Consider the following 24,090-nt stretch of genomic DNA (forward strand, 5'->3'; position numbering starts at 1 on the left):
GGTCGGTTGAGGGGGTTGAGGATCCGGCGGGGAAAGTGAAACGTGATGCAGGAGAGCCTGCCACCCCAACCCCAAAAACTAATAAACGTTACTTGTACCGAGGAGACTCGAGGGAATCCTCGGAAATTTTTGAGACTGGATTTGAGCCTTTGGGAGACAGTATTGATCTTTACTTACACGCACGCGACAACCGAAGCCCTCCCAGTTTTTTTGTCAGCACCACTACCTCTGAAACGGAGGCTATAAAATTTGCCACTGGCTACGGATTTGAAGACGGTTTTGTGTACGTAATAAAAAACATTAAAGGGATAGATGTGAACAAAAAGCTAGGTTTACTCTCGCCTCATAAAGGTGAGGCTGAAATTGCCATGCCTGGTGGAGTCGATAGTAAATACATCCTCGGAGTTACCCCCGTGCACGCCGATGGTACCTACAAAGGTTACTCAACTCCCAACCCAAACAGAAAGCTGCCATGAAAATAGTAGAAATAACCACGGATACTCAGGGCACCATTGATAAGGTAGTGATCGAATGCGACCGACGAATCCGTTCATTAACTTTAGTTTTGGAAAGCGGCGTAAGAAAAACATACTCAGGCTCTGATCTGTATGTTTGCTTTGGGATGTTGCGAGCGGACTATCCAGAAACAAAATTTTTATGTAAGGGTGCCAAACTCAACGTGCACCCATCCAGCATGTCCTCGCAAATGTCTGCGGGAGTAGTAGCGTATGAACTTCAATTGGGTAAACCAGCCGGGCCTGACGAATTGGTCAATATTTTTGATTATGAAGTAGCCGATATTACAAATGACATTGAACAACAACGTGATTTTTACAAGCGCTGGCTTGAGTCTTTTGTTGGGTAAACTCCTGGCGCGCCTTTACAGGTTCTACCAGTTTGACTCGCGTACTAGCATGGGGTGCTAGGGGTGTCATCGACATCAGTATCTTTCGGGTCAGTGTTCATAAAGCACCTCTCAGGGGCATTGAAAACAACACCTGAAATTTTGATGGCACCGCCACGGAAACCGTTCGATCGAAGGGACAATCGGTTGAGCGGCAACGTTCCGATGTCACGCTCGCGAAAACAAAAAACCCGGCACCAGGCCGGGTTTTGCTGTTACTGAACGTCGAATCAGTGGTGTTTGTTCTTGTGCTTATGCTTGTGTTTGTGACCGTTGCCGGAATGGGAATCGCCGCTGTCAGTACCCAGGTTGTTGCCCAGCGCACCACCCGCTGCGCCGCCGAGGCCTGCGCCAATGGTCGAACCGGTCTTGCCGCCAATGCTGTTACCAATCACCGAGCCGCCCGCCGAGCCCAAACCACCACCGATCGCTGCTTCAGTGCGACTGCCTTTAGGTGCACCAACAGCGCTACCCGCCGCGCCGCCTACACCTGCGCCAATCGCGGCACCGGTGCTGCCGCCCATTTGCTGACCCACCACGTTACCCAATGCACCGCCGATACCACCGCCAACCGCAGCGGTGCCATCACCGGCAGCCATCGCACCTTGAGCAACCAAAAGTCCCAGAAACAACGTGGACAATGTCAAACGCATGATATGAACCTCTTATTCCGCATCGGGAGAAAAGAATTCGCTGCGGATGGGCGGAGTCTAGCACCTGCCCCCACTGAATCCGGCCAGCGATGACCGTTGGACAGCTAAAGATGCAAAAGCTGCGAAAGAGAAACAGCCAGATACAAAAAGCCCGGCATCAAGCCGGGCTTTTTGAGCGGATCGATCAGGATCAGTGGCCCTTGTGGCCCTTGCCCAGGTTGCTGCCCACGCCGCCGCCCAAAGCACCGCCCAGGCCTGCGCCGATGGTCGAACCGGTCTTGCCGCCCAGGCTGTTGCCGATTATCGAGCCGCCCGCAGCACCCACGCCGCCGCCGATGGCCGCTTTGGTGCGGCTGCCTTTGCGTGCTCCAACAGCACTGCCGGCGGCGCCCGCGACACCAGCACCAATCGCAGCGCCAGTGCTGCCGCCCATGCTTTGGCCGACCACATTACCCAGCGCGCCACCCAGACCGCCACCCAGTGCGGCAGTGCCGTCGCCAGCAGCCATTGCACCTTGAGCAACCAAAAGCCCCAGAACCAGAGCGGGCAGTGTTAAACGCATGACAAGAACCTCAAAAAATAGGGGGAAATCAAAAAGGGTCGAGATTGAATGCTTTAGCGGCGAGAAAGTCCAGACACACAGCCCCAACCTCACCATCGGCGACGGTTGGACAGCTTTTATGGAAAAGGTTTTATGACAGACAAAAAAAAGCCCGCTGGGGAGACGGGCCAGGTGTTGCTTTCTAACGGATGAGTTGAGATTACGTAAGGCCTTGTGAAAACTTTGTGAAAACCCAGGCCGAAAAACACACGCCGCAAAAAAGGTTGCAGGCATAAAAAACCCCGCTCAATGACGGGGTCTGGAGAGGATGGATTACTTCCTGACGGGTGCCGCAACCTTGGGTAAAAATTTCGCCTTGGGCCCTTGGGGCACCTGGGATTTCATTTTGCCAAGCTTGACCTGGTCGTCACCGTAAGCCACCACATAGTTTGTCTGGCCACACCGCACGCTATTGTTGATTGGAAATTCAGCACCGTCGTCTTCGATATACGGATCAGCCATCTTTTCGCCCCTTTCAAAAGCGGGATCGATACCGGCAAGCCCTTTTGCCTGAAACATATCGACCACCAAGCTTTTGAGACTAGCCGGTCATTACCGGACTTGTAATTCAGATTCCCCAACACCCGACGAATGGCCCGCACGGCTTCCTACAAAACAAACACACAAACCGTTACCTGACTCACCTCAGTTTGACGGCCGTCCCGGTCACAAATACCACCACCATGCCGCCCTTGCCGGCCGGCATGCTGATCTCATAATCGAGCCCCACCACCGCATCGGCCTGCAGTGCCCGCGCCCGCTCCTTGATCTCGTCGGTGGCCTGAATCCGCGCCTCCTTCAATGCACGCTCCAATGTTTGAGAGCGCCCGCCGAAAAAATCCCGCATCCCGGCGAACATGTCGCGGATAACGTTGACCCCCTGCACCGACTCGGCGCTGACGATGTCGAGGTAAGCGGTGATTTGGCGACCTTCGATGGCGTGGGTGGTGGTGGTGATCATGGGCATTCCTTCTTCATAAATAGTCACTCAAGACTGGCTGGACAGATAGTTGGCCAACGCATCAAAAGCAGGCAACGTAACAGGATCATTAGCCGAGTTGCTGAACGCATTCAGCTCGATGCGGCCCAGGCGATCACTCCCGAGGCGGTACGCCACTCTTTGAAATGTAAGTACTAATTGCACCAAGTCTTAGAGTGCAGGCTGATACGGTGGAAGGGTCAGGTAAACACCGTTTTCGCCCCTCTCTTGCAAGGTGCCTTTGGCATCGACAACGTAGTATTTGCTGGAGTCGTTGTTGGGGGGCTGTAAGCGCAGCGCTCCATCGGGAAGCGTCTGGGCGACGTATCTCTCCGTATTTTTCCCACCGGTAGAAAAAATTGAATCGATGAAATACTTCCCGTCACGCTGGTAAAGCACCATCACGTGACCAAAAGTACCGTCGAGTAGCCAACTTCCGATTCTGTCGGGGTAGTCCTTCAGATCAAGCGCTTTCAGAGACTGATACTCCTCGACGCTGAGACCATAGAGCGTGCTTTGGTAATCAGGATTAAATTTGACCTGCGCCCAGGACGACTTATCGCTTTGCCCTTCAACACGGAATCCGATGAAGGTCGTTTCTGCATTGGATTTACTATTGGAATGAATAATGTTGGCGACTTTGGCTAGCTGATCTTCGGTCAGCCGTTGGTTAAGAAGCACCTGCACCCTACGCGGCCGACCTTCGCTGTATTCGTCCTCGGTGATCTTATACATAGGCCTTGTGGTGCTCTGCGCGACCTCCCCCACCGACATGTTCTTGCTTGCGCCCATGTAAATCGAAACCACCACACCGACGATGGCCGCCAGAATTATCCATCGGCCAATCCGTTGCCACTCAGTGACACCGGGATTGGCAACGCCGCAATTGGGGCAAGTCTTAGCTGAAGTAGAAATGCTGTGCTTGCAAGACTTACAGGGCTTTAACGCCATTCGATCCACTCCTTTTTATATCCATGAAAAAGCCGGTAATCATGACCGGCTTACTGCATCCACTTACCTGAGCATTGACTGATCAGTTCAGTTACTTCCCTTCGCCCAGTTTGAGCCTTCTGCCTTTGCGAAAGCCCAAGCCATACGAAACAGCACATCACGGTCTGCCTCGCTGACGTGCTGATACTGTCGGCTAAAATGGAGATGATATTTGTCGATCTATAGAGGCTGAAGAGAGGCGATCCTCCCCATCTGCGCTCCCATATCATTCCCATATCGCCGTTTTTCAGACGCCAAAAACCACAAACCCCCGACTTTCTCTAGGAAAATCAGGGGTTTGTGTTTTACAAATTTGGCGGTGAAGGAGAGATTCGAACTCTCGATACAATTTCTTGTATACACACTTTCCAGGCGTGCTCCTTAAGCCACTCGGACACTTCACCGTATCTCTTCAAACATGTTCTGTCTGTCGAGGCGCGCTAATGTAGTCGAAAGCTTTTCTGATGGCAAACTTTTTTTGCAGAATTTTCATGTGCTTAGCGGTTTGGAGGTTCCGGGAGCATTCCGGGCCATGGCAAACCTGCCAATCTCTGGCTTCGCGCTCTCCTATATAGAGAGGGGAATGCACGACGGGAGCGGCGGGCTACGCTTGCCGAGCGGGGAAAGGGTGACTGGCGGGTCAGTCACGGCGCTTTACCTGGCCTGCGGTGGTGGGTAACGTCTGCCCCAACTTTCATACAAGGAATAGCGTCATGAGTGAGTTGATTTCCTACCACCTCGAAGACGGTATCGCGACCCTGACCTTGAGCAACGGCAAGGTCAATGCCATCTCTCCGGACGTGATTGCTGCGTTTAATGCTGCGCTGGATCAGGCGGTGACTGATCGCGCAGTGGTGATCATCACTGGCACGCCGGGGATTCTGTCGGGCGGTTATGACTTGAAGGTGATGACAGCAGGCCCTAAAGAAGCCGTATCGCTGGTGACGGCTGGCTCGACATTGTCCCGTCGTCTGCTGTCGCACCCGTTTCCAGTGATTGTCGCGTGCCCTGGGCACGCAGTGGCCAAGGGTGCGTTCCTGTTGTTGTCGGCGGATTACCGCATTGGTGTCGACGGCCCGTTCAGCATTGGCCTGAACGAAGTGCAGATCGGCATGACCATGCACCACGCCGGCATTGAGATTGCCCGTGATCGCCTGAGCAAGGCAGCGCTGCATCGTTCGGTGATCAACGGTGAGATGTTTAACCCGAAGAGTGCCGTGGATGCCGGTTTCCTCGACTTGGTGGTGTCGCCCGAAGAGCTGCAAGGCGCGGCGCTGGCAGCGGCTCGTCAGTTGAAGAAGATCAACATGACCGCGCACAAGAACACCAAGCTGAAAGTGCGCAAGGCACTGCTGGACACCCTGGACAATGCAATCATCCAGGATCAGGAGCATTTGGGTTAACCCAAAGATGCTGCACCGAAAAGCCCGACCGTCGTGTCGGGCTTTTTCATACACGCTCTGTGGAAAAGTCTACAACCCCTCTAGAACAGATCTGACCAACTAGTCGGAAACATGCGCTCAAACATCGGCTATCTCCTACCTCTATAGAGGCAATTGCCGAAAACAGTGCACATCCGTACACTGCGCCACCTTTTGTCCCGGTGGGGCCTGTAAATGCTGTTCGTGTTTCGTATGTTATTGATGGGCCTGCACTTTATTCTCGCTGGTGTGCTGGGGGTGATTCTGGGGCTGTTTCGCCCGTTCAACCCGGACAACAGCCGTTTGTGCGCGCGCCTCTATGCGTGGCCGGCAATGTGCATTTTGCGTTTGCGAGTGAAGGCCGACGTCGGGCCATTGATGGACAAGCCCGAGAGCTGCGTGATCATCGCCAACCACCAGTCCAACTACGACTTGTTTGTTTTCGGCAACGTGGTGCCCCGCCGCACCGTGTGCATCGGCAAGAAGAGCCTGAAGTGGGTGCCGTTGTTCGGTCAGCTGTTCTGGTTGGCCGGTAATGTGTTGATCGACCGTGGCAATGCGCACAAGGCGCGTCAGTCGATGCTGACCACCACGCACACCTTGCAGCATGAAGACACCTCGATCTGGGTGTTCCCGGAAGGCACGCGCAATCTGGGCGAAGACCTGCTGCCCTTCAAGAAAGGCGCGTTCCAGATGGCGATCGCGGCGGGCGTGCCGATCGTCCCGGTGTGTGTCAGCAGTTACGTCAAACACATGCGATTGAACCGCTGGCGCAGTGGGAAAATCCTGATCCGTTCTTTGCCGGCCATTCCAACCGCCGGACTGAGCCTGGACGACATGCCGCTGCTGATCGCCCAGTGCCGCGAGCAGATGCGCGAGTGCATCGCCTCGATGGATCGGCAACTGCAAGCCGCGTGAAACGAAACCCGCCCTGCGCGGGTTTTCTTTTGCCTGCGAATTTTTGCCTTCGAACTCTGCAGATTTCACTGACTCTCAAGCGGTATAGAAGGATAAGCTGAACACTGCCTGCTACTAATAAGAAGTGAAGCTGAATCATGGGTAGAGTTGTTGCTGCTGCGGTTTACAGCGCTGGTAAGAAGGTCACCAATATCACCCTCGACGAAGGCGCTGCCTGGGCCGCCAAGCCTGGTCACTTTGTCTGGATCGGCCTCGAAGAGCCGAATGCCCAGGAGCTGTTCAATCTGCAACGCCAGTTCAACCTGCACGAACTGGCCATTGAAGACGCCCTGGAAAAACACAGTCGACCGAAGTTGGAAACCTTTGGCGATGCGCTGTTTATCGTCACGTATTCGCCGATCCGCCATGAAGGAAAGCTTGAGTTCATCGAGACTCATATCTTTGCCGGCAACGGTTACATCATTACTGCGCGTAACGGCCATTCGGCGTCCTACGCTTATGTCCGCCAGCGTTGTGAGGCGCGTCCACTGTTGCTGGAGCACGGGGAAGATTTCGTACTCTATGCCATCCTCGACTTTGTGATTGAAAACTATCAGCCGATGGGCGAAGCGATCCATGCAGAGATCGATGAGCTGGAACGTAACGTCATGTGCAGCTCCCTGAACGAGCGCGACATTCAAAAACTCCACAGCCTGCGCCGCGATGTATTGCGTTTGCGGCGGTATGCGGCGCCGATGGTGGAAATCGGTGAGGAGCTACAGAAGCTGAGTTTTCCGTTCATCGACAAGAACATGCGCCCGTACTTCCGCGACGTGCAGATCCATGTGACCCGGCAGATGGAAGACCTGACGACGCTGGCGGACATTGCCAGCCAGACCATTGAAGTCGGGGTGTTGCTGGAGGCGTCACGGCAGAGCGTGGTGCAGCGCAAGTTTGCGGCGTGGGCGGCGATTCTGGCGTTCCCGACAGCAGTGGCCGGGATCTATGGGATGAACTTCCAGAACATGCCGGAGCTGACTTGGCATTACGGGTATTTCGCGGTGCTGGGGTTTATTGCGGTGGGGTGTGTGAGTTTGTGGGCGAGTTTCAAGAAATCGGGGTGGTTGTAGCCACAACCGAGTCGTCAGTGACATTCGCGGGCAAGCCTCGCTCCTACAAGGAGCGAGGCTTTTCAGCTTCAAACAGTTTCTGGTTTATGCGCCACAAACCGCATCATCCACTCCGCAACGGTCGCGCCATGATGCTCATGCTCAAGGCTCGCCATGCCCTTGGTATACACCTGCTCGCCCAAGGCTTCCTGACGAATATCCAGCAAGGCTCGCGAGTAATCGTGAATGAATTCAGGGTGCCCCTGGAAGCACAACACTTGGTCGTTGATGTGGTACGCGGCAAACGGGCAGAAATCGCTGGAAGCGATGACCGTGGCGTTTTCCGGCAACGACGTCACCTGGTCCTGGTGGCTGATCAATAACGTCAATTCTTCGCGCACCGGGCTCATCCACGGTGCCTTGGCGGCGAGTTTGTAACTGTGGGTGCCGACGCCCCAGCCCTGGGTCGCACGCTCGCTCTTGCCACCCAGCAGCAGCGCCAGCAACTGATGGCCGAAGCACACGCCCAGCAGTTTGTCGCCGCGTTCGTAGCGGGTCAGCAGGTAAGCCTTGAGGGTTTGAATCCACGGGTCGGTGCCGAAGGAATCGGCCTTGCTGCCGGTGACGAGATAGGCGTCGAAGGCCTCATCATCGCTGGGGTATTCGCCCTGCATCACGTTGTAGACAGTGAACTCGGCCGCGATGGGTTGTTGCGAAAACAGACGCTGGAACATCTGCCCGTAACCCTGATATTGATCGACCAGTTCCGGACGCAGGATGTCGGTTTCCAGAATGCAGATGCGTAACGACATAAAAAATACCTGACACGTGATGGGAATAATGCACACCCCAGAGCCTGCCTCGAAACACCGTTCCAAGGCAAGCCCCACGAGTTGTCACCGGTCCCTTAAAACACCTCCCCTTTTGCCGCTTTCTCCAGCAGCAGCGCGGGTGGCGCGAACCGTTCGCCATACTGATCAGCCAGGTATTGCGCACGCGCGACGAAGTCCTTCACGCCGTACTGGTTGATGAACTGCAGCGCGCCGCCGGTCCAGGCCGCGAAACCAATGCCGAAGATCGAGCCGACGTTGGCATCCGCAGTCGAGGTCAGCACGCCCTCCTCCACGCAACGCACGGTTTCGATGGCTTGCACGAACAGCAGGCGATCACGCACGTCCTTCGGTGAAATCTGCCCGTCAGCCTTCTCGAAACGGCTTTTCAGCCCTGGCCACAAGTGCTTCTGGCCACCGGCCGGGTATTCGTAGAAACCACCGCCTGCCGCTTTGCCCGGACGCTTGTATTCGTTGAGCAGCAAGTCAATCACGGCAAACGCCGGGTGCTCAATCAGTGGTTTCCCTTCCGCTTGCAGGTCTTTGGCCGTTTGCTGGCGGATATGGCTCATGAGGCTGAGGGAAACTTCGTCGGAGATCGCCAGAGGCCCGATGGGCATGCCCGCCTTGCGCGCTTCGGTCTCGATCATCGCTGCGCTCACGCCTTCGCCGAGCATGGCAATGCCTTCGTTGGTGAAGGTGCCGAACACCCGTGACGTGAAGAAGCCACGGCTGTCGTTGACCACAATCGGGGTCTTCTTGATTTGCAGGACAAAATCGAAACCGCGAGCCAGGGTTTCGTCGCTGGTGTGGGCGCCCTTGATGATTTCCACCAGCGGCATTTTTTCCACGGGGCTGAAGAAATGCAGGCCGATGAATTTGCTTTGGTCCGGTACGGCGGTAGCGAGCCCGCTGATCGGCAAGGTCGAGGTGTTGGAAGCGATTACCGCGTCCGGGCCGACGACCTGCTGTGCGGCTGAAGAGACCCTGGCTTTCAACTCACGGTCTTCAAACACGGCTTCAATGATCAGGTCGCAACCGGCCATATCGGCGTCACTTTCAGTGGTTTTGATCCGCGCCAGCACTGCGTCCCGCTGTTCGATGCTCAACTGTCCCCGGGCAATCTTCTTGTCCAGCAACGCCGCCGAATGAGCCTTGCCCTTTTCCGCCGCAGCGAGGTTGATGTCTTTGAGCACCACCTCGATACCGGCCGAAGCGCTAACAAAAGCGATACCGGCTCCCATCATCCCCGCGCCCAGAACCCCCACGCGACGCGTCACGTAAGGTGCAAACCCTTGAGGTCGCGAACCGCCGGCATTGATTTCGTTGAGCTGGAACCAGAAGGTGCCGATCAGGTTCTTCGAGATCTGGCCGGTGGTCAGCTCGGTGAAGTAACGGGTTTCGATCAGGTGCGCCGTGTCGAAATCCACCTGAGCACCTTCCACTGCGGCGCAAAGAATCTTCTCTGGTGCGGGCATGCAGCCCTGGGTTTTAGTGCGCAGGATCGACGGAGCAATTGCCAGCATCTGTGCGACTTTCGGATGCGACGGCGTACCGCCCGGAATCTGATAGCCCTTCACATCCCAACGTTGCACCGCTGTCGGGTTGGCCAGAATCCAGGCGCGCGCCTTGCTCAGCAGCTCATCGTGATCCAGCGCCAACTCATCGATCAAACCTGCCTGCAAAGCTTGTTGCGCGCGGACTTTCTTGCCTTCAAGCAGATACGGCAGGGCTTTTTCCAGACCGAGCATGCGCACCATGCGCACTACCCCGCCACCGCCCGGCAAAAGGCCGAGGGTGACTTCCGGCAAGCCGAGCTGCACCGATGAATTGTCCAGCGCCACGCGGTGATGACAGGCCAGGCAGATTTCCCAACCACCCCCCAGCGCCGCGCCGTTGATTGCGGCGACCACCGGTTTACCCAGGGTTTCCAGGGTGCGTAATTGGCCCTTCAGCGTCAGCACCATGTCGTAGAACGCTTTGGCTTCAGGCTTGCCGACCTTGATCAGTTCATTGAGGTCGCCGCCGGCGAAGAAGGTCTTCTTCGCCGAGGTGATGATCACGCCGACGATGCCGTCTTTCTCGGCAACCAGTCGGGCGACGCAAGCGGCCATGGCCTCGCGGTAGACCGCGTTCATGGTGTTGGCGCTCTGGCCCGGCATGTCGATGGTCAGGACGACGATCTGGTCCTGCCCTTTTTCGTAACGAATGGCTTCAGTCATGAAGTGAATTCCTTGAAATCGTGGCTCAGAGGCGTTCGATGATGGTGGCAATGCCCATGCCGCCGCCGACGCACAGGGTCGCGAGGCCAAAGCGCAGGCGCCGGGTTTCCAGTTCATCGAGCAGCGTGCCGAGGATTGCGCAGCCTGTAGCGCCCAGCGGATGGCCCATGGCGATGGAGCCGCCATTGACGTTGACCTTGTCCGGGTCGATGGCCATGTCCTTGATGAATTTCAACACGACGGAGGCAAACGCCTCGTTGACCTCGAACAGGTCGATGTCTTCGACCCGCAGCCCGGCCTTGGCCAGCGCTTTGCGGGTGGCCGGTGCCGGGCCGGTGAGCATGATCGTCGGGTCGGTGCTGGTGACCGCCGTGGCGACGATTCGCGCCCGTGGCTGCAAGCCGAGCGCACGCCCCTTGGCTTCGGAGCCGATCAGCATCAACGCCGCACCATCGACGATCCCGGAACTGTTGCCCGGCGTGTGCACGTGGCTGATCCGCTCCACGTGGCTGTAGACCCGCAATGCCGTGGCGTCGAAGCCCATTTGCCCCATCATCTCGAAGCTCGGCTTGAGTTTGCCCAGGCCTTCCAGGGTGGAGTCGGCGCGGATGAACTCATCGTGATCGAGCAGAATGATGCCGTTCTGATCCTGTACCGGCACCAGCGATTTGCTGAACGAACCGTCGGCCCTGGCACGCGCCGCTTTTTGCTGGGAGTGCAGCGCGTAGGCATCGACGTCCTGGCGGCTGAAGCCTTCGAGGGTGGCGATCAGATCGGCGCCGACGCCTTGCGGGGTGAAATGGCTGTGCAAATTGGTTTCCGGGTCCAGCGCCCAGGCGCCGCCATCGCTGCCCATCGGCACCCGGGACATCGACTCGACGCCACCGACCACCACCAGGTCTTCGAAGCCGGAACGCACTTTCATCGCCCCGAGGTTGACGGCCTCCAGCCCTGACGCGCAGAAGCGGTTGATCTGCACGCCCGCGACGCTGACATCCCAATCGGCCACCTGTGCGGCCGTTTTGGCGATGTCCGCACCTTGATCGCCGACCGGCGTCACACAACCCAACACCACGTCGTCGACCTGACTGGTGTCCAGCGCCGTGCGCTGTTGCAGCGCCTTGAGCAACCCCGCCACCAGGTTCACCGGTTTGACACTGTGCAAGGCACCATCGGACTTGCCCTTGCCACGGGGCGTGCGTAACGCGTCGAAAATCAAAGCTTGGGTCATGACGTCCTCGAACCTGGCGGTGAAAATACTGAGCCCTCACCTTATGCCGAGCCACCGCCGATTCAATGACCGCAATGCTCACTGACGTTGACGGACACGCTCAGACGGACGGTAGTGTGCTACCGGATTGATCGTTTCAGGACACCGAGATGTCTAGCAAAAGGGCGGCAAAGAAGCTGGCAATAGGCCTCATGCCTTTTTTAAAGCAACAAGTGCGCGCTCCATACGAAAGGGATCTAAGTCGCGAGTGACGCGGGCCCTAAGGTGAACATATGCGAAGTTGTCGTCGGGTTTTGCCGAGGCGCTCGCCTTACAGGAAGTGCAACGCTCTGCCGTCATGGAGATATGCAGGCAGGCATCAGGAAATAACAAAAAAGGCGGTCAAGCCATGTTCAAACATTCGAAAGTACGTCAAGCCGGGCTCATTCTTTTCGCTACTACGTTGCTGTTGATTTTGCCGAACCTGACGAAGGTGATCGGCTGAGTCTTTAATAGAAAAATCGGCGCAAGGTTTCCATCGCCTCTTAAAAATGTGACTGGCTCGCTACCCGGGCCGGCGTGGGTGTGCCAACCTTTGCGGCACTTCCACGACATGGACGGCGATCTGTTGAAAACGCTCATTCTGCTCGGGGCCTTGCTGTTCGGCTCGCCCCTTTATGCCGCACAGCTGAACCTGGAGCTGGGCGCACACAGCCGCACCTGGCAGACCGAGGAGTTGCTCAAGCATCCTCTGGTTCAGACCATCACCATTACCAACGACGTTTCCTACAAACGGGACATGAGCTATCGCGCCGTGCCCCTGGCGGCGTTGTTGACCGGCATCAAGCCTGACGATCACCTGCAAGCTGTGGCACTGGATGGTTTCGCCGCCGAACTGGCTGCCGCGCCGTTGCTCAACAGCAAAGGTGCGCGAGCGTGGCTGGCGATTGAAGACCCGACAAAACCGTGGCCGGCGCTGTCGGCAGACAAGCCCAGTGCCGGGCCGTTTTATCTGGTGTGGACGGACCCGCAGGCGGGCAATATCAGTCCCGAGCAATGGCCCTTTCAAGTGGCTGACATCAAACGCATGGCGCCGGTGGCCGAACGCTTCCCTGCCCTGCTGCCGGATCCGGCGCTGAAGGCGGACGACCCGGTGAATGTGGGGTTTGCGCTGTTCCAGAAGAACTGTCTGGCGTGTCATCGATTGAACGGTGCCGGGGATGCGCAATTCGGGCCGGATCTGAACATTCCGTTTAACCCGACCGAGTATTTCGGGGCGGACTTTTTGAAGCGCTACATCCGTGATCCGCAGAGTTTGCGGCAGTGGCCGCAGGCGAAGATGCCGGGGTTTTCGGCGGCGGTTTTGCCGGATGGGGATTTGGAGATGTTGGTGGGGTATTTGAAGCATATGGCCGGGCGCAAGGTTAAACCCTGACGCTATTTCCAGCCTGACGCGATCCCTTGTAGGAGCTGGCTTGCCGGCGATGGAGTGTCAGCTAAAACAATGTTGACTGACACTCCATCGCTGGCAAGCCAGCTCCTACAGGGGGACGTGGTGTTGCGGATTACTGTTGCTGCACTGAGATCACCGGCGTCGGCGACACAAACACCTTCGCGTGCATCTGCTCGCACCCGCCGCCCCGACGCATCCCGCGCACCGGGCAGGCATCCAGGTAATCCAGGCCCACCGCCAGTTTCAAATGGCGCTCCGGTCGCGCCAGTTCATTGGTCACGTCAAAGCTGTACCACGCGTCATCCAGCCAGGCTTCCGCCCACGCGTGGCTGGCCAGATGCTCGCTGTTCTCGCTGTACAAATAGCCCGACACATAACGCGACGCAATGCCCAGGCTGCGGGCGCAAGCGAGAAACGCGTGGGTGTGGTCCTGACAGACACCCGAACGCCCGGCGAAGGCTTGCGCAGCGCTGGTGTCCACTTCGGTGGAGCCCGGCGTGTAGGTCATGTGCGAATTCAGGCCATGCATCAAGTCGATCAATGCCGCGCGGTCCCGGCGCTTTTTGCACGCCTTCTCGGCGAACTCACGCAAGGCTTCGTCGGCCTCGGTCAGGCGCGTGAAGCGCAGGAACGGCAGCGCCGACTGGCTCTCGTGCTCGGCTTCACGCAGTTCGTCGATGTCGACCTGGCCACGGGCGCCGATGATGATCGCTTCATGCGGCTCGTCCATGGTCAGCACGTGCAGGATGTTGCCAAACGGATCGAGTTGCGCGCGCACCGGGCGCGGCAGGTCGAGCTGCCAGCTGAGCACGTGCTGGCGCTCGCTGTCGTGAGGGGTCAGTCGCAGGTACTGGATGCTCGCCCGCACCTGATCTTCGTAGTGATAGGTGGTCTCGTGGCTAATGGAAAGTCTCATGCAGCCTCCAGGTAGGAACTGTGTATGGCGTTACCCAACTGGCGCACCAGCGGGATGAACTCGGTCAGCCAGGCGTGCAGGCCTTCGTCGAGAATTTCGTTGATGCCGGTGTAGCGCAGGCGTGCGTCCATCTCGGCGGCCAGACGTTGCGCAGGACGACCATTGGCCCCCGGCAGTTGAGCGAGGATCTGGTCGATTTCTTCGGTGCACGCGCGCAAGGATCGCGGGACATCGGCGCGCAGCAACAGCAACTCGGCCACATGCCGCGCGCCGGGCGCGTCACGGTAGATCTCGGTGTAGGCCTCGAACGACGACAACGCCCGCAACAAGGCACTCCACTGGTAATAGGCGTGAGCCGTACCGTCGCTGACCGCGTCGGCCTGATCGCCCGCCATTTCGTAGCGAGCATCGAGCAGGCGCAAGGTGTTGTCCGCCCTTTCGATGAAAGTGCCCAGACGAATAAACCGGAACGCATCGTTACGCATGATCGTGCCGTAGGACGCGCCACGAAACAGGTGGGAACGTTCCTTGATCCACTCGCAGAAACGGCTCATGCCGTAGCGACTCAAGCCCTGATCGGCGATGCCGCGAATTTCCAGCCAGGTGGCGTTGATGTTCTCCCACATGTCCGCGGTGATTCGCCCCCGCACGGCATGCGCGCTGGCCCGCGCCGAACCGAGGCAGCTGTAGATGCTCGCCGGGTTGGCTGCGTCCAGGGCAAAAAAGTGCAGCAGCCGTTCGGCATGCAACTCGCCGTGGCGTTCGAGGTAATCGTCCAGGGTGCCGGTTATCAGCAGCGGCATGGCGAGTTCGTGCAGACCGTCACCGCGGCCATCCTGCGGCATCAGCGACAGCGAATAACTGATGTCGAGCATCCGTGCGAGGTTTTCCGCCCGCTCCAGGTAACGCGACATCCAATACAAATCCGAGGCAGTTCTACTTAACATGGCAGGCTTCCTTCAATCCTCGACCACCCAGGTGTCCTTGGTTCCGCCGCCCTGGGAGGAATTCACCACCAGGGAGCCTTCACGCAGGGCGACACGGGTCAAACCGCCGGGCACAACCCGGGTTTCGCGGCCAGACAATACAAACGGACGCAGGTCGATGTGGCGTGGCGCAATGCCGTTTTCGACAAAGGTCGGGCAGGTCGACAGGGACAACGTCGGTTGCGCGATGTAGGCGTGGGGCTTGGCCTTGATTCGCTCGCGGAAGGATTCGATTTCCGCCGCCGTCGCCGCCGGCCCCACCAGCATTCCATAACCGCCGGAGCCCTGGGTTTCCTTGACCACCAGGTCCGGAAGATTGGCCAGCACGTGAGACAGTTCGGATGGATTACGACACTGGAACGTCGGAACGTTCTTCAGGATCGGCTCTTCGTCGAGGTAGAAACGGATCATGTCGGTGACAAACGGGTACACCGACTTATCGTCCGCCACCCCGGTGCCGATGGCATTCGCCAGCACCACATTGCCCGAGCGGTACGACGACAGCAGCCCGGGAACGCCGAGCATCGAGTCCGGATTGAACGCCAGCGGATCGAGGAACGCATCGTCGAGACGGCGGTAGATCACATCGACGGCTTTCGGCCCGTCCGTGGTGCGCATGAACACCTTGTCGTCACGCACGAACAGGTCCGCGCCTTCCACCAGCTCAACGCCCATTTCCCGAGCGAGAAATGCATGCTCGAAAAACGCGCTGTTGAAGCGACCCGGCGTCAGTACCACCACGCTCGGGTTATCGAGGTGGCTGGAGCTTTTCAGGGTGTCTAGCAACAGGTTCGGATAATGATCGATCGGGGCGATGCGCTGGGCCGAGAACAACTCGGGGAACAGGCGCATCATCATCTTGCGGTCTTCGAGCATGTAGCTCACGCCGCTGGGTGTACGCAGGTTGTCTTCGAGCACGTAGTACGTGCCGTCGCCATCGCGCACCAGGTCGACGCCGGAAATGTGGGAATAGATATCCCGGTGCAGATCCAGCCCCTGCATCGCCAACTGGTATTGCTCGTTGGCCAGCACTTGTTCGGCCGGGATGATGCCGGCCTTGATGATGCGCTGCTCGTGATAGAGGTCGGCGAGGAACATGTTCAGCGCCTTGACCCGCTGGATGCAGCCGCGTTCGACGATCCGCCATTCACTGGCGGGGATGCTGCGTGGAATGGTGTCGAAGGGAATCAGGCGCTCTGTCCCCTGCTCGTCCCCGTAGAGCGTGAAAGTAATCCCGGCGCGATGAAACAGCAGATCGGCCTCGCGTCGCCGTTGTGCCAAAAGCTCGTCAGGCGTTTCGGCCAGCCAACGGGCAAACTCCCGATAATGCGGGCGGACCTGGCCGCCGGCATCGTACATCTCATCAAAATAGGTGCGGATCATGCCGTACTCCTTGTCACCCGGACATCCAGGCCTTCGCAAGGCCCGTGCCATCGGCAGAAACGCTTTGATATCAATCGGTTGGATAATCACATGATTAGCACCGCACCAATCCTGTGCGGCAAATGCCCCAACCTGATCGCCCCCGCTTCATTGCGAAGCAATGCTGTCGCCTATCACCAGCATAGTCAGAGTTGATTTCACTGCCCGGAGGGGGATGCGGATAATTCGCGCATTCGCTGGAAATGCTCACCGAACTTCCCTTTTAGCCGCCTTGTTCAGGCGGCTTTTTTTGTTTCGGGATTTGTGGGCCGCTCTCTGTAGGAGCGAGCCTGCTCGCGAAAAACGCTGGGACAACGGGCTCATCCAGAAAGCACGCGATATCGTTGACGACCATCGCGAGCAAGCTCGCTCCTACAGGGTCATTGATCGCCACAAACGAAAACGGCCAACCCGAAGGTCAGCCGTTAGTGGATGTTGTCGCTGTTCATAGTGTTATGCGAGTAGCCCTCGTACCTCCTGCTTGACGCCCCATCCTTCGATGATGCCACCCAAAGGCTCGACCACCGCCTCGAAGTCCTGCTCAAAGTCGCCGATGCCGTCATAGGTGGCGTACATCACTTTGCTCAGTTCCAGGGACCAGGCGCCGTCGTCGCGCACGCTGATTTGTGCATTCATGGATTCACCGCAGTAATGCCCTGCCGCCCTGCGTGCCCGCTCCTCGTCCGGGAAAATGGCGTAGAACTCGATGGGATGGAAACGTGAAAAGTCGAAACCGCCTTCTTTCATGCGGCGCAGAACCGAGCTGCTGATGTCTTCTTGATAGGCTGTGCTCATGAAACGTCCTCCTGATACCGATGGATAGACTTTCCGTACTCCCGACGCCGGCAACCGAAGGGTGCGAGCGCTGCGGCAAGCAAATTGCCGATGGGAAACAAGCATGTAGCTGACAAGACCAGACCTTAGCGATCCATTCGCTGATCTCGCTTGCAGAGTAGCCCCAAGTCGGAGCCGCTGCCAAGGCCTGGTTATTTCACGAGTGTTCCAGAGGGGGTATCAGACGGGAGTAATGCCGAGGATCTGGATGCTGTTCTGGGCTTTAAGATTCTTGACGCTTGCATCAGCAGTTCGCCCTTCCAGATCGTTCAGATCCAGTTCGGCGACGACAGGAAGGAGACGTTCCTTGATCAGTTTGGCGGCGTGCTCGTTGTCCGGGCATTCGTCGCACTCAAAAACTTCGTTGGCTGTTTCACCGTGATCATCCACGAAAGTGATTTTCCACTTTTGCATCACTGCCTCCTCGAACAAACCCGTAAATGGGCTTACATCCATCTGGACTTTTACCCAGACCGATCGTTCAAACAGATTACGCCGTGCAAGCATGAAAAACACGGTCCCTGTAGGAGCGAAGCTTGCTCGCGAAGGCGGCATATCAGTCAATAAAAATGTCGACTGAAACACCGCTTTCGCGAGCAAGCTTCGCTCCTACAGGGGTTTTGCGTATTTCTTCAGTCGTTGCTTGGCTTGTTCACGGCCTGCAACACGTATTGCGGCAAGGCGAACGCGCCGATGTGGATTTCCGGATTGTAGTAGCGGGTGACGATGCCGCTACCGGCAAAGCGCTGTTGCAGGGTTTCGCGGGACAATTTGCGATAAGCGGTGTTGGTCGCGCCCCAGGCAAAGGTCATCGAACCACCGATGTAGGTCGGCACGGCGGCCTGGTAGAAGTGCCAGTCCGGGAACAGGCTGCGCAGGCGGCCGGCGGTGGTTTTGACTTCTTCAATCTGCATGAACGGCGTGCCGTTCTGGGTCACCAGGATGCCGCCTTCGTTGAGGCAACGACGGCAGGCCTGGTAGAAGTTCTCCGAGAACAACACTTCGCCCGGACCGATCGGGTCGGTGGAGTCGGAAATGATCACGTCGAACTTTTCAGTGGTGGTGGCGACGAAACGCATGCCGTCGTCGATCACCAGGTTCAGGCGCGGATCATCGAATGCACCCTTGGAGTGGTTCGGCAGGAACTCCTTGCACATGTCGACCACGGTGCCGTCGATCTCGACCATGGTGATGTGCTCGACGTTACGGTGTTTGGCCACTTCACGCAGCATGCCGCCGTCGCCACCGCCGATGATCAGCACGCGCTTGGCGCTGCCGTGCGCCAGGATCGGCACGTGGGTGAGCATCTCGTGGTAGATGAATTCGTCGGCTTCGGTGGTCTGGATCACGCCGTCCAGCGCCATGACGCGGCCCATGCGCGGGTTTTCGAAAATCACCAGGTGCTGGTGTTCGGTGCGCACTTCGTGCAGCAGTTTTTCCATGCGAAAACGCTGGCCGTAGCCTTCGTAGAGGGTTTCCAGGTAATCGCTGGTTGGAGTGTTGCTCATGGGAAGTGCTCCGATGAATGCGGTGGCAACGGACGGTTACCCGCCCATGATGGCCAATCGATCAGCTCGATTGCCCGGGAAAGGCGCGCATTCTACGTCGCGGAAGATGACAGGTCGAACCTTCTGACTCCACATACCTGTAGGAGCGAGGCTTGCCCGCGAAGAACGATAACGCGGTCATTCAGTTAAACCGTGTAATCGTTCTTCGCGGGCAAGCCTCGCTCCTACAAGGAAGGTGGAAACCATCAAATACGCACATTGCCCCGTGGCCCGGCGATGGCCCAGATGATCAGGCCCAGGACCGGCAGCAGCAGGATCAGCAGGACCCAGATGATTTTCATCACGGTGTCGGCGCCACTTTTCAGCACGTTGATGATTGCCCAGATGTCCAGGACAAGGATGATCAGGCCCACCAGGCCGTTAAACGTGGAACCCATGGTGTCGCTCCCTAAGCGTTGTGTGCCCTCTCAGGATAGTCGGCCCCAGCGGGTTCGTTTCATGCCATCAAACGTGGATGGCGACTTTCAGGGCTTCCAGGGAAGGCGCGGCAGCGATGCCGACCTCGGCGCACAGCTCGAGCACACGCGGTACGTCGTTGCCGTAGACCAACACCACTTGCAGCTCGTCGTCGAGCAACTGGCTGAAGTTCATCAGCGTATAACCGCCGTTTTCCTTGTTCATGCTGCCCATTTGCACCTGGATGCGATTGAGCGCGGTCAGCGCTTCGGTCTTGGCCAGTTGTTTGGGTTTGATGTTGAAATCCACGCCTGGACCAAACGAAGCGACGATCTGCGCGAACAGGTCCATATAGGTGTCAGCCTGGAACAGCACGGTTTCCGGCAGGCTGCCGACGACCACCCACTCGCCCAACGGAATCGGGAAGGTGTCGTCGTAGTTAATGTCTGGATTGGCAGCCAGAAAAGCGCCTGGATCGGCGTAGGCCTGGGCCGCTTCGTCGGCGACTTTGAGGATTTCGTCTTCGCTCATGCACCCGGAGCTGATTTTGCTGATGAGTTCGACGAGTGCGGCTTTCATGGGGGCGGAATCCTGTAGCGAGGGAATTTTGAAGGCGCGAAGGATAGCGCATTACGTCCCGCAGTTCCTGTGCGCGAGCGTGACCGGGAATGTTGACCCATATCAAGATCCGGCGCACGGGGCCGCGGCACAATGCTGGCACCTTGCCAATACTGTTTCCGCTATCAGAGAAGACCTCCATGGGTGCCTGGCTTAGCAACATCTCGCTGAAATATAAATTCTGGGCGGTCAATGCTGTCGCCTTCGTCACGACCCTGTTGTTGGTGCTGTATGCCGTACAGCTCGAACAACAGGCCCGCAGTCACGCATCCAAAGTGTCCGCCCAGGCACAGGCACGCCTGCTCGGCGCCTGGCCGGCCGGGCAAGCGCTGCCCAAGGCCGATAACCTGCTGACATTCAGTCGCGGGCACGCGCCGCTGCTCAACGATCAACCCGTGCTGGAACTGACGGACAGCAACGGCTGGGTCGAAATCAACTCGATGCCGCTGTTCGGCGAAAACCCTTTGATGGGTGCCGAAGTGTTCACGCGTGCCGACGGCCAACACATCGCCGTGATTGCTTATGGCCCGAGCCTGAGCCAGGTGTTCGAAGAACGTTTCGCCAACTACGCCGTGGCGGTGTTCATCCTGATGCTGGCGATGCTCGGTGCGTCGCAATTGTTGATCCGCTTTCTGCTCAGTCAGCTCAATACGTTGAAAGACGTCATGCTCCACGTCGAAAAAACCGGCGACCTCTCCGCCCGTGTGCCACTGGCCTGCACGGACGAAGTCGGGCAGATGGCCGGTGCGTTCAACGCGATGCAGGCCGGTTACCAGCGAGTGGTCAACACCGTCGCCAGCACTGCACGACAACTGGATGACGGTGCCGCCCGGCTGGCATCGAGCATGAACGAAGTGCGTCACGGCATGCTCGGTCAGCAAAGCGAGACCGATCAGGCCGCCACGGCGATCAACGAAATGACCGCCACCGTCTACCACATCGCCCAGCACGCCGGTGCCACCCGCGACCTTTCGAAAACCGCCGACACCCTGGCCGGCAGCGGCCAGGAAGTGGTCAGCCGCGTGCAGAAGTCGATTGCCGGGTTGTCCACTGGCGTCCAGCAGACGGCCGAGATGATTCAGCGTCTGGCCGAAGACAGCCAGAAGATCAACGGCGTGGTCAATGTGATCCACAGCATCGCCGAGCAAACCAATCTACTGGCGCTGAATGCGGCGATTGAAGCAGCACGGGCCGGGGAAATGGGTCGTGGTTTTGCCGTGGTCGCCGATGAAGTGCGCAACCTGGCCAAAAGCGTGCAGACCTCGACCGACGAGATCACCCTGATGGTTTCGGCGTTGCAGGCCGGAACGCGGGACGCGGTGGATTTCATGCAGGAAAGCTCATTCAAGGCTGACGACTGCGTGCAACAGGCGCAAGAGGCTGGCGCCGCACTGGCCGAAATCACCAGCGCAGTGGCGCAGATGCGCGAAAGCAATACCCAGATCGCCGTGGCGGCGGAACAGCAGAGCCAAGTGGCGGAAGAGATGAATCGGGCGGTGGTGAGTATTCGCGATGTGACCGAGAACACCGTGAAGCAGACCGTGGACTCGGCGACGACCAGTAATGAGTTGGCGGCGCTGGCCGGGGAACTGAGTAAGGCTATAGGTCAGTTGAAACTCTGAAGCCCCCATCGCTGGTAAGCCAGCTCCTACACGTTCAGCGTTGATCGCATTTCTTCGGTTAACTCGGTCATTGTAGGAGCTGGCTTGCCAGCGATAGCGTCCGCCCGGTCAACATCGATATTGACCATGACACCTATCACTCCGATAGCCATCCTTGATTCGCCGCCCGCCCATGCCGCGCCTATTCTTCAATCATGTGTTCAACATGGATCGAGGATCAGCATCATGGGCAAACGTCACCCCAACCTTCCCGCCTGGCAATGGCGCGCTTACCCGGACAATCACCAGCACCCGGCCAATCTGGTGTTGCACCTGATTGCCGTACCGCTGTTCATCGTGGCGTTTCTGCTGCTGGTTTGCGGGGTGTTCAGCCTGAGCTTTGCGAACTTCGCGATTGGCGTCATCGGCCTGCTCGCGGCATTGGGCCTGCAACGCCACGGTCACAGCCTGGAGGCGCAAGCTTCCGAGCCGTTCAGTGATCGCAAAGACGCGGTGTCGCGCCTGCTGGTCGAGCAGTTCCTGACCTTTCCACGGTTTTTCCTCAGCGGCGGCTGGTGGCGCGCCTGGCGTGAGCGCCACCGTCGTCACTGATCAGGCGAAAACCGTCACCGTCTGCCGGCTCATGGCAATCAACTGATTTTCTGCGTTCCACAGCTGCGCCGCCGCGTGACCGTAGCCGTCAGCGGCATGTTCGATTTCAACGAGGTACTTGCACCAGTCCAGCGTGCTCAATTCCAGCACCGGCTGGACGAATTCGATGGTCCAAGTCAGCGTGCTGCCCATCGCCGGTTTCGTCAGGTGCGGCATCAAGGATGGGGGCCAGGCGTCCACCAGCGCCAGAATATGCGCCTCACTGACCGCCTCTTCCTTCACATCCCCACGCAAGCGCACCCAACCGCCCATCTCGCGGGATTTATTGCCGGTGAACGGCAGGCCGCCAACACTCCAGCGCATCGCCAGATGGCGCATGAATTCCGGCAGTACACCTTTGATGAATGGCAGCTCCTGGCAATCGTCCCAGTGCTTCATTTCGGGAGCCGGCGTGGCTGTTACCGCCACTTCGGACGGTCGCGAGGCGCCGAAGCTGCCCTGGATGAGTGTCACCACCTGGCCCTTCTGCATCGCCCGGCCCAGTACCTGGCTGACCGCCTTGCCTTCGCGCAGGACGTCAACTTCAAAACTGACCGGCACTTCAGGCTCGACCGGCCCGACAAAGGTGATCGCCAGCGAACGCACAGGACGATCCGCCGGCACCTTCGCGCGCATGGCTTCGTATTGCAAGGCGGCCACCAGGCCACCAAAACTGGCGCGACCCTGCGCCCATTCGGCCGGAATAGACAGCTCCAGCGGCTGGCTGCGGACGGCGTCGAGCAGATCGGAAAAGCGCATGGAAACCTCAAGGGCAGAAAAGGATGAAGGGATGTTAACCAGCCTGCGAGGATGGCACAGCGCCTATTCTGGCCAAAGAGACTGACAGATAGGCCGTGTGCACATCGATTCCAGATTCAACAGTGATCCCCTGTAGGAGCGAGCCTGCTCGCGATGGGCGTGAACGATAACGCATGCCGTCTGGAGACATGCGTCGCCTTTAAGTCCATCGCGAGCAGGCTCGCTCCTACAGGGGTTTCAGGATTTGAAGCAGGTGGCACTGAGTTTGTCGAGCACACGGTCCGCACGGCCTTCGGCCTCGGCCATGGTGGTTTTCCAGACCGCCACGCAAGGCTGCAAATCGGCTTCCTCCTCAGCCCGGGCCAGCCATTGCCAGCAGTCGTGCCAATCGCCCAACGCAGCTTGGGCCGACTTCAATCTGGGCAGCGCCGGTTTCGGCAAGCGATCCAGCTCGGGATACGCCTCGATGCCATAACGCACGCGCTTGATCAGCAAGCGCAGACGATGGCGATCATGGGCGGGATCGTGCAGCGCCTGATCGAGTTTCTTCCATTGTTTGGCCAGGCGCTTCTCGATGCGTTGGCGCAAGCCCTTGAGCAAACCCTGACGCTGCGAGGCGCGTAAAAAGCGCGGAAAGGCGTCAAGGATCATCAGCAACTGCAACAGCTCAGGGCTCGCCGCAACCGCCGGGTAAGCCTCGGCCATCTGCGCCATGCGCCGTTGCGCCGCCTCGGGTTGATCGTGTTCGTGCAAATACGCCGCCAGCACTTCGCGATCGCGCAACGGCGTGGTCAACTGCCCCACGGCCGACGCTGCCGCTTCCAGTTGCTCGACACCGGGCAAGCCACGCAATGGTCGCAGCAGGCTGCGCAAACGGCGAACCGTGGTGCGCAGATCGTGCAACGCTTCCGGATCGGTGCGGGCATTCAACCGGGCCTGACAGGCCAGCAAACGGACTTCCAGGCCCAGAACTTGAGCCACCAACCGATTAATCATGTGATTGACTCCAATTGTAGGAGCCGGCTTGCTGGCGATGGCGGCCGTGATGACGCCTTCACCAGCAAGCCGGC

At 58.2% G+C, this 24,090-nt stretch carries 26 protein-coding genes and 1 tRNA gene; 8 read left to right on the forward strand and 19 right to left on the reverse strand.

The window, feature by feature from the left end:
- Together KGB24_RS08110 and KGB24_RS08115 are read left to right on the forward strand one after the other, a co-directional pair.
- A partial coding sequence (locus KGB24_RS08110) for an enterotoxin A family protein (RefSeq protein ID WP_223474762.1) occupies nucleotides 1–476 on the forward strand: 476 nt, incomplete at its 5' end.
- Entirely contained in the window at nucleotides 473–865 is a 393-nt protein-coding gene (locus tag KGB24_RS08115; protein WP_223416034.1) for a hypothetical protein, read from the forward strand. The genes KGB24_RS08110 and KGB24_RS08115, both read left to right, overlap by 4 nt.
- A 269-nt stretch (nucleotides 866–1,134) precedes the next feature.
- Here the strand turns inward: KGB24_RS08115 and KGB24_RS08120 are convergent, their stop codons facing one another.
- From KGB24_RS08120 to KGB24_RS08145, 6 genes are all read right to left on the reverse strand, one after another.
- Nucleotides 1,135–1,557 (reverse strand): glycine zipper domain-containing protein, encoded by a 423-nt coding sequence (locus KGB24_RS08120; RefSeq protein WP_008027332.1) that lies wholly within the window; start codon nucleotides 1,555–1,557, stop codon nucleotides 1,135–1,137.
- A 190-nt stretch (nucleotides 1,558–1,747) separates the two neighbouring features.
- Nucleotides 1,748–2,119, reverse strand: coding sequence for a hypothetical protein (locus tag KGB24_RS08125; protein WP_008027331.1), 372 nt, complete (start codon nucleotides 2,117–2,119; stop codon nucleotides 1,748–1,750).
- Nucleotides 2,120–2,431: 312 nt separating this feature from the next.
- The gene (locus KGB24_RS08130) at nucleotides 2,432–2,620 is read right to left on the reverse strand and encodes a hypothetical protein (protein WP_223416038.1); all 189 of its coding nucleotides are present in this window, start codon (nucleotides 2,618–2,620) and stop codon (nucleotides 2,432–2,434) included.
- Between the two features lie 178 nt (nucleotides 2,621–2,798).
- On the reverse strand, nucleotides 2,799–3,119 hold the full coding sequence (locus tag KGB24_RS08135; protein WP_008027329.1) for a YbjQ family protein: 321 nt from the start codon (nucleotides 3,117–3,119) through the stop codon (nucleotides 2,799–2,801).
- 189 nt (nucleotides 3,120–3,308) lie between these two features.
- Nucleotides 3,309–4,088: a zinc ribbon domain-containing protein gene (locus KGB24_RS08140; RefSeq protein ID WP_223416033.1), complete on the reverse strand. Its 780-nt coding sequence runs from the start codon at nucleotides 4,086–4,088 to the stop codon at nucleotides 3,309–3,311.
- Between the two features lie 353 nt (nucleotides 4,089–4,441).
- Nucleotides 4,442–4,531: transfer RNA gene (locus tag KGB24_RS08145), tRNA-Ser, on the reverse strand.
- A 309-nt stretch (nucleotides 4,532–4,840) separates the two neighbouring features.
- On the opposite strand from KGB24_RS08145, the gene KGB24_RS08150 reads away from it, so the two are divergent.
- The 3 genes from KGB24_RS08150 (at nucleotide 4,841) to KGB24_RS08160 (ending at nucleotide 7,575) form a co-directional block, all read left to right on the forward strand.
- Nucleotides 4,841–5,530: a crotonase/enoyl-CoA hydratase family protein gene (locus KGB24_RS08150; protein WP_008027327.1), complete on the forward strand. Its 690-nt coding sequence runs from the start codon at nucleotides 4,841–4,843 to the stop codon at nucleotides 5,528–5,530.
- Nucleotides 5,531–5,743: 213 nt separating this feature from the next.
- Entirely contained in the window at nucleotides 5,744–6,466 is a 723-nt protein-coding gene (locus tag KGB24_RS08155; RefSeq protein WP_008027326.1) for a 1-acylglycerol-3-phosphate O-acyltransferase, read from the forward strand.
- 137 nt (nucleotides 6,467–6,603) lie between these two features.
- A complete protein-coding gene (locus KGB24_RS08160) occupies nucleotides 6,604–7,575 on the forward strand; it encodes a magnesium and cobalt transport protein CorA (RefSeq protein WP_008027325.1) in 972 nt (323 codons plus the stop codon).
- A 68-nt stretch (nucleotides 7,576–7,643) separates the two neighbouring features.
- Here KGB24_RS08160 and KGB24_RS08165 read toward each other — a convergent pair whose 3' ends face one another.
- The 3 genes from KGB24_RS08165 to KGB24_RS08175 all read right to left on the reverse strand — a co-directional run bounded on the left by KGB24_RS08165 (nucleotide 7,644) and on the right by KGB24_RS08175 (nucleotide 11,837).
- On the reverse strand, nucleotides 7,644–8,366 hold the full coding sequence (locus tag KGB24_RS08165) for an amidotransferase (protein ID WP_008027324.1): 723 nt from the start codon (nucleotides 8,364–8,366) through the stop codon (nucleotides 7,644–7,646).
- A gap of 95 nt (nucleotides 8,367–8,461) precedes the next feature.
- Nucleotides 8,462–10,606: a 3-hydroxyacyl-CoA dehydrogenase NAD-binding domain-containing protein gene (locus tag KGB24_RS08170; protein WP_223416032.1), complete on the reverse strand. Its 2,145-nt coding sequence runs from the start codon at nucleotides 10,604–10,606 to the stop codon at nucleotides 8,462–8,464.
- 25 nt (nucleotides 10,607–10,631) lie between these two features.
- Entirely contained in the window at nucleotides 10,632–11,837 is a 1,206-nt protein-coding gene (locus tag KGB24_RS08175) for an acetyl-CoA C-acetyltransferase (RefSeq protein WP_008027322.1), read from the reverse strand.
- A 592-nt stretch (nucleotides 11,838–12,429) separates the two neighbouring features.
- Here KGB24_RS08175 and KGB24_RS08180 point away from each other — a divergent pair.
- The gene (locus KGB24_RS08180; protein WP_008027321.1) at nucleotides 12,430–13,251 is read left to right on the forward strand and encodes a c-type cytochrome; all 822 of its coding nucleotides are present in this window, start codon (nucleotides 12,430–12,432) and stop codon (nucleotides 13,249–13,251) included.
- A 130-nt stretch (nucleotides 13,252–13,381) separates the two neighbouring features.
- Here KGB24_RS08180 and KGB24_RS08185 read toward each other — a convergent pair whose 3' ends face one another.
- The 8 genes from KGB24_RS08185 to KGB24_RS08220 all read right to left on the reverse strand — a co-directional run bounded on the left by KGB24_RS08185 (nucleotide 13,382) and on the right by KGB24_RS08220 (nucleotide 19,970).
- Nucleotides 13,382–14,185, reverse strand: a complete 804-nt coding sequence (locus tag KGB24_RS08185; protein ID WP_008027320.1) for a transglutaminase N-terminal domain-containing protein — start codon at nucleotides 14,183–14,185, stop codon at nucleotides 13,382–13,384.
- Nucleotides 14,182–15,132 carry an alpha-E domain-containing protein gene (locus KGB24_RS08190; protein ID WP_008027318.1) on the reverse strand — a complete coding sequence of 317 codons (951 nt, stop codon included), beginning with the start codon at nucleotides 15,130–15,132 and terminating at the stop codon, nucleotides 14,182–14,184. The genes KGB24_RS08185 and KGB24_RS08190 overlap by 4 nt, the downstream gene beginning before the upstream one ends.
- Nucleotides 15,133–15,144: 12 nt before the next feature.
- Complete coding sequence (locus tag KGB24_RS08195) at nucleotides 15,145–16,554, reverse strand: circularly permuted type 2 ATP-grasp protein (protein ID WP_223416031.1); 1,410 nt, start codon at nucleotides 16,552–16,554, stop codon at nucleotides 15,145–15,147.
- Nucleotides 16,555–17,046: 492 nt separating this feature from the next.
- Nucleotides 17,047–17,388, reverse strand: coding sequence for a ribonuclease E inhibitor RraB (locus tag KGB24_RS08200; RefSeq protein WP_008027314.1), 342 nt, complete (start codon nucleotides 17,386–17,388; stop codon nucleotides 17,047–17,049).
- Nucleotides 17,389–17,607: 219 nt separating this feature from the next.
- Entirely contained in the window at nucleotides 17,608–17,841 is a 234-nt protein-coding gene (locus KGB24_RS08205) for a hypothetical protein (protein ID WP_008042188.1), read from the reverse strand.
- A gap of 218 nt (nucleotides 17,842–18,059) precedes the next feature.
- Nucleotides 18,060–18,935, reverse strand: a complete 876-nt coding sequence (gene speE / locus KGB24_RS08210) for a polyamine aminopropyltransferase (RefSeq protein WP_008027310.1) — start codon at nucleotides 18,933–18,935, stop codon at nucleotides 18,060–18,062.
- A gap of 245 nt (nucleotides 18,936–19,180) precedes the next feature.
- Entirely contained in the window at nucleotides 19,181–19,372 is a 192-nt protein-coding gene (locus tag KGB24_RS08215) for a PLDc N-terminal domain-containing protein (RefSeq protein WP_008027309.1), read from the reverse strand.
- A 67-nt stretch (nucleotides 19,373–19,439) separates the two neighbouring features.
- Nucleotides 19,440–19,970, reverse strand: a complete 531-nt coding sequence (locus tag KGB24_RS08220; RefSeq protein WP_223414518.1) for a hypothetical protein — start codon at nucleotides 19,968–19,970, stop codon at nucleotides 19,440–19,442.
- Nucleotides 19,971–20,149: 179 nt separating this feature from the next.
- On the opposite strand from KGB24_RS08220, the gene KGB24_RS08225 reads away from it, so the two are divergent.
- Together KGB24_RS08225 and KGB24_RS08230 are read left to right on the forward strand one after the other, a co-directional pair.
- The gene (locus KGB24_RS08225; protein ID WP_223414520.1) at nucleotides 20,150–21,631 is read left to right on the forward strand and encodes a methyl-accepting chemotaxis protein; all 1,482 of its coding nucleotides are present in this window, start codon (nucleotides 20,150–20,152) and stop codon (nucleotides 21,629–21,631) included.
- Nucleotides 21,632–21,856: 225 nt separating this feature from the next.
- The gene (locus tag KGB24_RS08230; protein ID WP_008027303.1) at nucleotides 21,857–22,222 is read left to right on the forward strand and encodes an Mpo1-like protein; all 366 of its coding nucleotides are present in this window, start codon (nucleotides 21,857–21,859) and stop codon (nucleotides 22,220–22,222) included.
- Here KGB24_RS08230 and KGB24_RS08235 read toward each other — a convergent pair whose 3' ends face one another.
- Both KGB24_RS08235 and KGB24_RS08240 read right to left on the reverse strand, forming a co-directional pair.
- Complete coding sequence (locus KGB24_RS08235; protein ID WP_008027301.1) at nucleotides 22,223–23,020, reverse strand: acyl-CoA thioesterase; 798 nt, start codon at nucleotides 23,018–23,020, stop codon at nucleotides 22,223–22,225.
- A gap of 237 nt (nucleotides 23,021–23,257) precedes the next feature.
- The gene (locus KGB24_RS08240; RefSeq protein ID WP_223414521.1) at nucleotides 23,258–24,016 is read right to left on the reverse strand and encodes a CHAD domain-containing protein; all 759 of its coding nucleotides are present in this window, start codon (nucleotides 24,014–24,016) and stop codon (nucleotides 23,258–23,260) included.
- Nucleotides 24,017–24,090: the final 74 nt, after the last annotated feature.

It is taken from the genome of Pseudomonas sp. BF-RE-25, assembly GCF_019956105.1.
Classification (GTDB): Bacteria; Pseudomonadota; Gammaproteobacteria; order Pseudomonadales; family Pseudomonadaceae; genus Aquipseudomonas; species Aquipseudomonas migulae.

Excerpts from the sequence above, each read along its gene's own strand:
- KGB24_RS08190 (WP_008027318.1), bottom strand. The coding sequence starts at position 15,132 with ATGTTAAGTAGAACTGCCTCGGATTTGTATTGGATGTCGCGTTACCTG.
- speE (WP_008027310.1), bottom strand. The coding sequence starts at position 18,935 with ATGAGCAACACTCCAACCAGCGATTACCTGGAAACCCTCTACGAAGGC.
- KGB24_RS08160 (WP_008027325.1), top strand. The coding sequence starts at position 6,604 with ATGGGTAGAGTTGTTGCTGCTGCGGTTTACAGCGCTGGTAAGAAGGTC.
- KGB24_RS08135 (WP_008027329.1), bottom strand. The coding sequence starts at position 3,119 with ATGATCACCACCACCACCCACGCCATCGAAGGTCGCCAAATCACCGCT.
- KGB24_RS08175 (WP_008027322.1), bottom strand. The coding sequence starts at position 11,837 with ATGACCCAAGCTTTGATTTTCGACGCGTTACGCACGCCCCGTGGCAAG.
- KGB24_RS08225 (WP_223414520.1), top strand. The coding sequence starts at position 20,150 with ATGGGTGCCTGGCTTAGCAACATCTCGCTGAAATATAAATTCTGGGCG.
- KGB24_RS08220 (WP_223414518.1), bottom strand. The coding sequence starts at position 19,970 with ATGAAAGCCGCACTCGTCGAACTCATCAGCAAAATCAGCTCCGGGTGC.
- KGB24_RS08170 (WP_223416032.1), bottom strand. The coding sequence starts at position 10,606 with ATGACTGAAGCCATTCGTTACGAAAAAGGGCAGGACCAGATCGTCGTC.
- KGB24_RS08120 (WP_008027332.1), bottom strand. The coding sequence starts at position 1,557 with ATGCGTTTGACATTGTCCACGTTGTTTCTGGGACTTTTGGTTGCTCAA.
- KGB24_RS08155 (WP_008027326.1), top strand. The coding sequence starts at position 5,744 with ATGCTGTTCGTGTTTCGTATGTTATTGATGGGCCTGCACTTTATTCTC.
- KGB24_RS08115 (WP_223416034.1), top strand. The coding sequence starts at position 473 with ATGAAAATAGTAGAAATAACCACGGATACTCAGGGCACCATTGATAAG.
- KGB24_RS08205 (WP_008042188.1), bottom strand. The coding sequence starts at position 17,841 with ATGCAAAAGTGGAAAATCACTTTCGTGGATGATCACGGTGAAACAGCC.
- KGB24_RS08235 (WP_008027301.1), bottom strand. The coding sequence starts at position 23,020 with ATGCGCTTTTCCGATCTGCTCGACGCCGTCCGCAGCCAGCCGCTGGAG.
- KGB24_RS08150 (WP_008027327.1), top strand. The coding sequence starts at position 4,841 with ATGAGTGAGTTGATTTCCTACCACCTCGAAGACGGTATCGCGACCCTG.
- KGB24_RS08240 (WP_223414521.1), bottom strand. The coding sequence starts at position 24,016 with ATGATTAATCGGTTGGTGGCTCAAGTTCTGGGCCTGGAAGTCCGTTTG.
- KGB24_RS08215 (WP_008027309.1), bottom strand. The coding sequence starts at position 19,372 with ATGGGTTCCACGTTTAACGGCCTGGTGGGCCTGATCATCCTTGTCCTG.
- KGB24_RS08180 (WP_008027321.1), top strand. The coding sequence starts at position 12,430 with ATGGACGGCGATCTGTTGAAAACGCTCATTCTGCTCGGGGCCTTGCTG.
- KGB24_RS08165 (WP_008027324.1), bottom strand. The coding sequence starts at position 8,366 with ATGTCGTTACGCATCTGCATTCTGGAAACCGACATCCTGCGTCCGGAA.
- KGB24_RS08125 (WP_008027331.1), bottom strand. The coding sequence starts at position 2,119 with ATGCGTTTAACACTGCCCGCTCTGGTTCTGGGGCTTTTGGTTGCTCAA.
- KGB24_RS08195 (WP_223416031.1), bottom strand. The coding sequence starts at position 16,554 with ATGATCCGCACCTATTTTGATGAGATGTACGATGCCGGCGGCCAGGTC.
- KGB24_RS08130 (WP_223416038.1), bottom strand. The coding sequence starts at position 2,620 with ATGGCTGATCCGTATATCGAAGACGACGGTGCTGAATTTCCAATCAAC.
- KGB24_RS08185 (WP_008027320.1), bottom strand. The coding sequence starts at position 14,185 with ATGAGACTTTCCATTAGCCACGAGACCACCTATCACTACGAAGATCAG.
- KGB24_RS08140 (WP_223416033.1), bottom strand. The coding sequence starts at position 4,088 with ATGGCGTTAAAGCCCTGTAAGTCTTGCAAGCACAGCATTTCTACTTCA.
- KGB24_RS08230 (WP_008027303.1), top strand. The coding sequence starts at position 21,857 with ATGGGCAAACGTCACCCCAACCTTCCCGCCTGGCAATGGCGCGCTTAC.
- KGB24_RS08200 (WP_008027314.1), bottom strand. The coding sequence starts at position 17,388 with ATGAGCACAGCCTATCAAGAAGACATCAGCAGCTCGGTTCTGCGCCGC.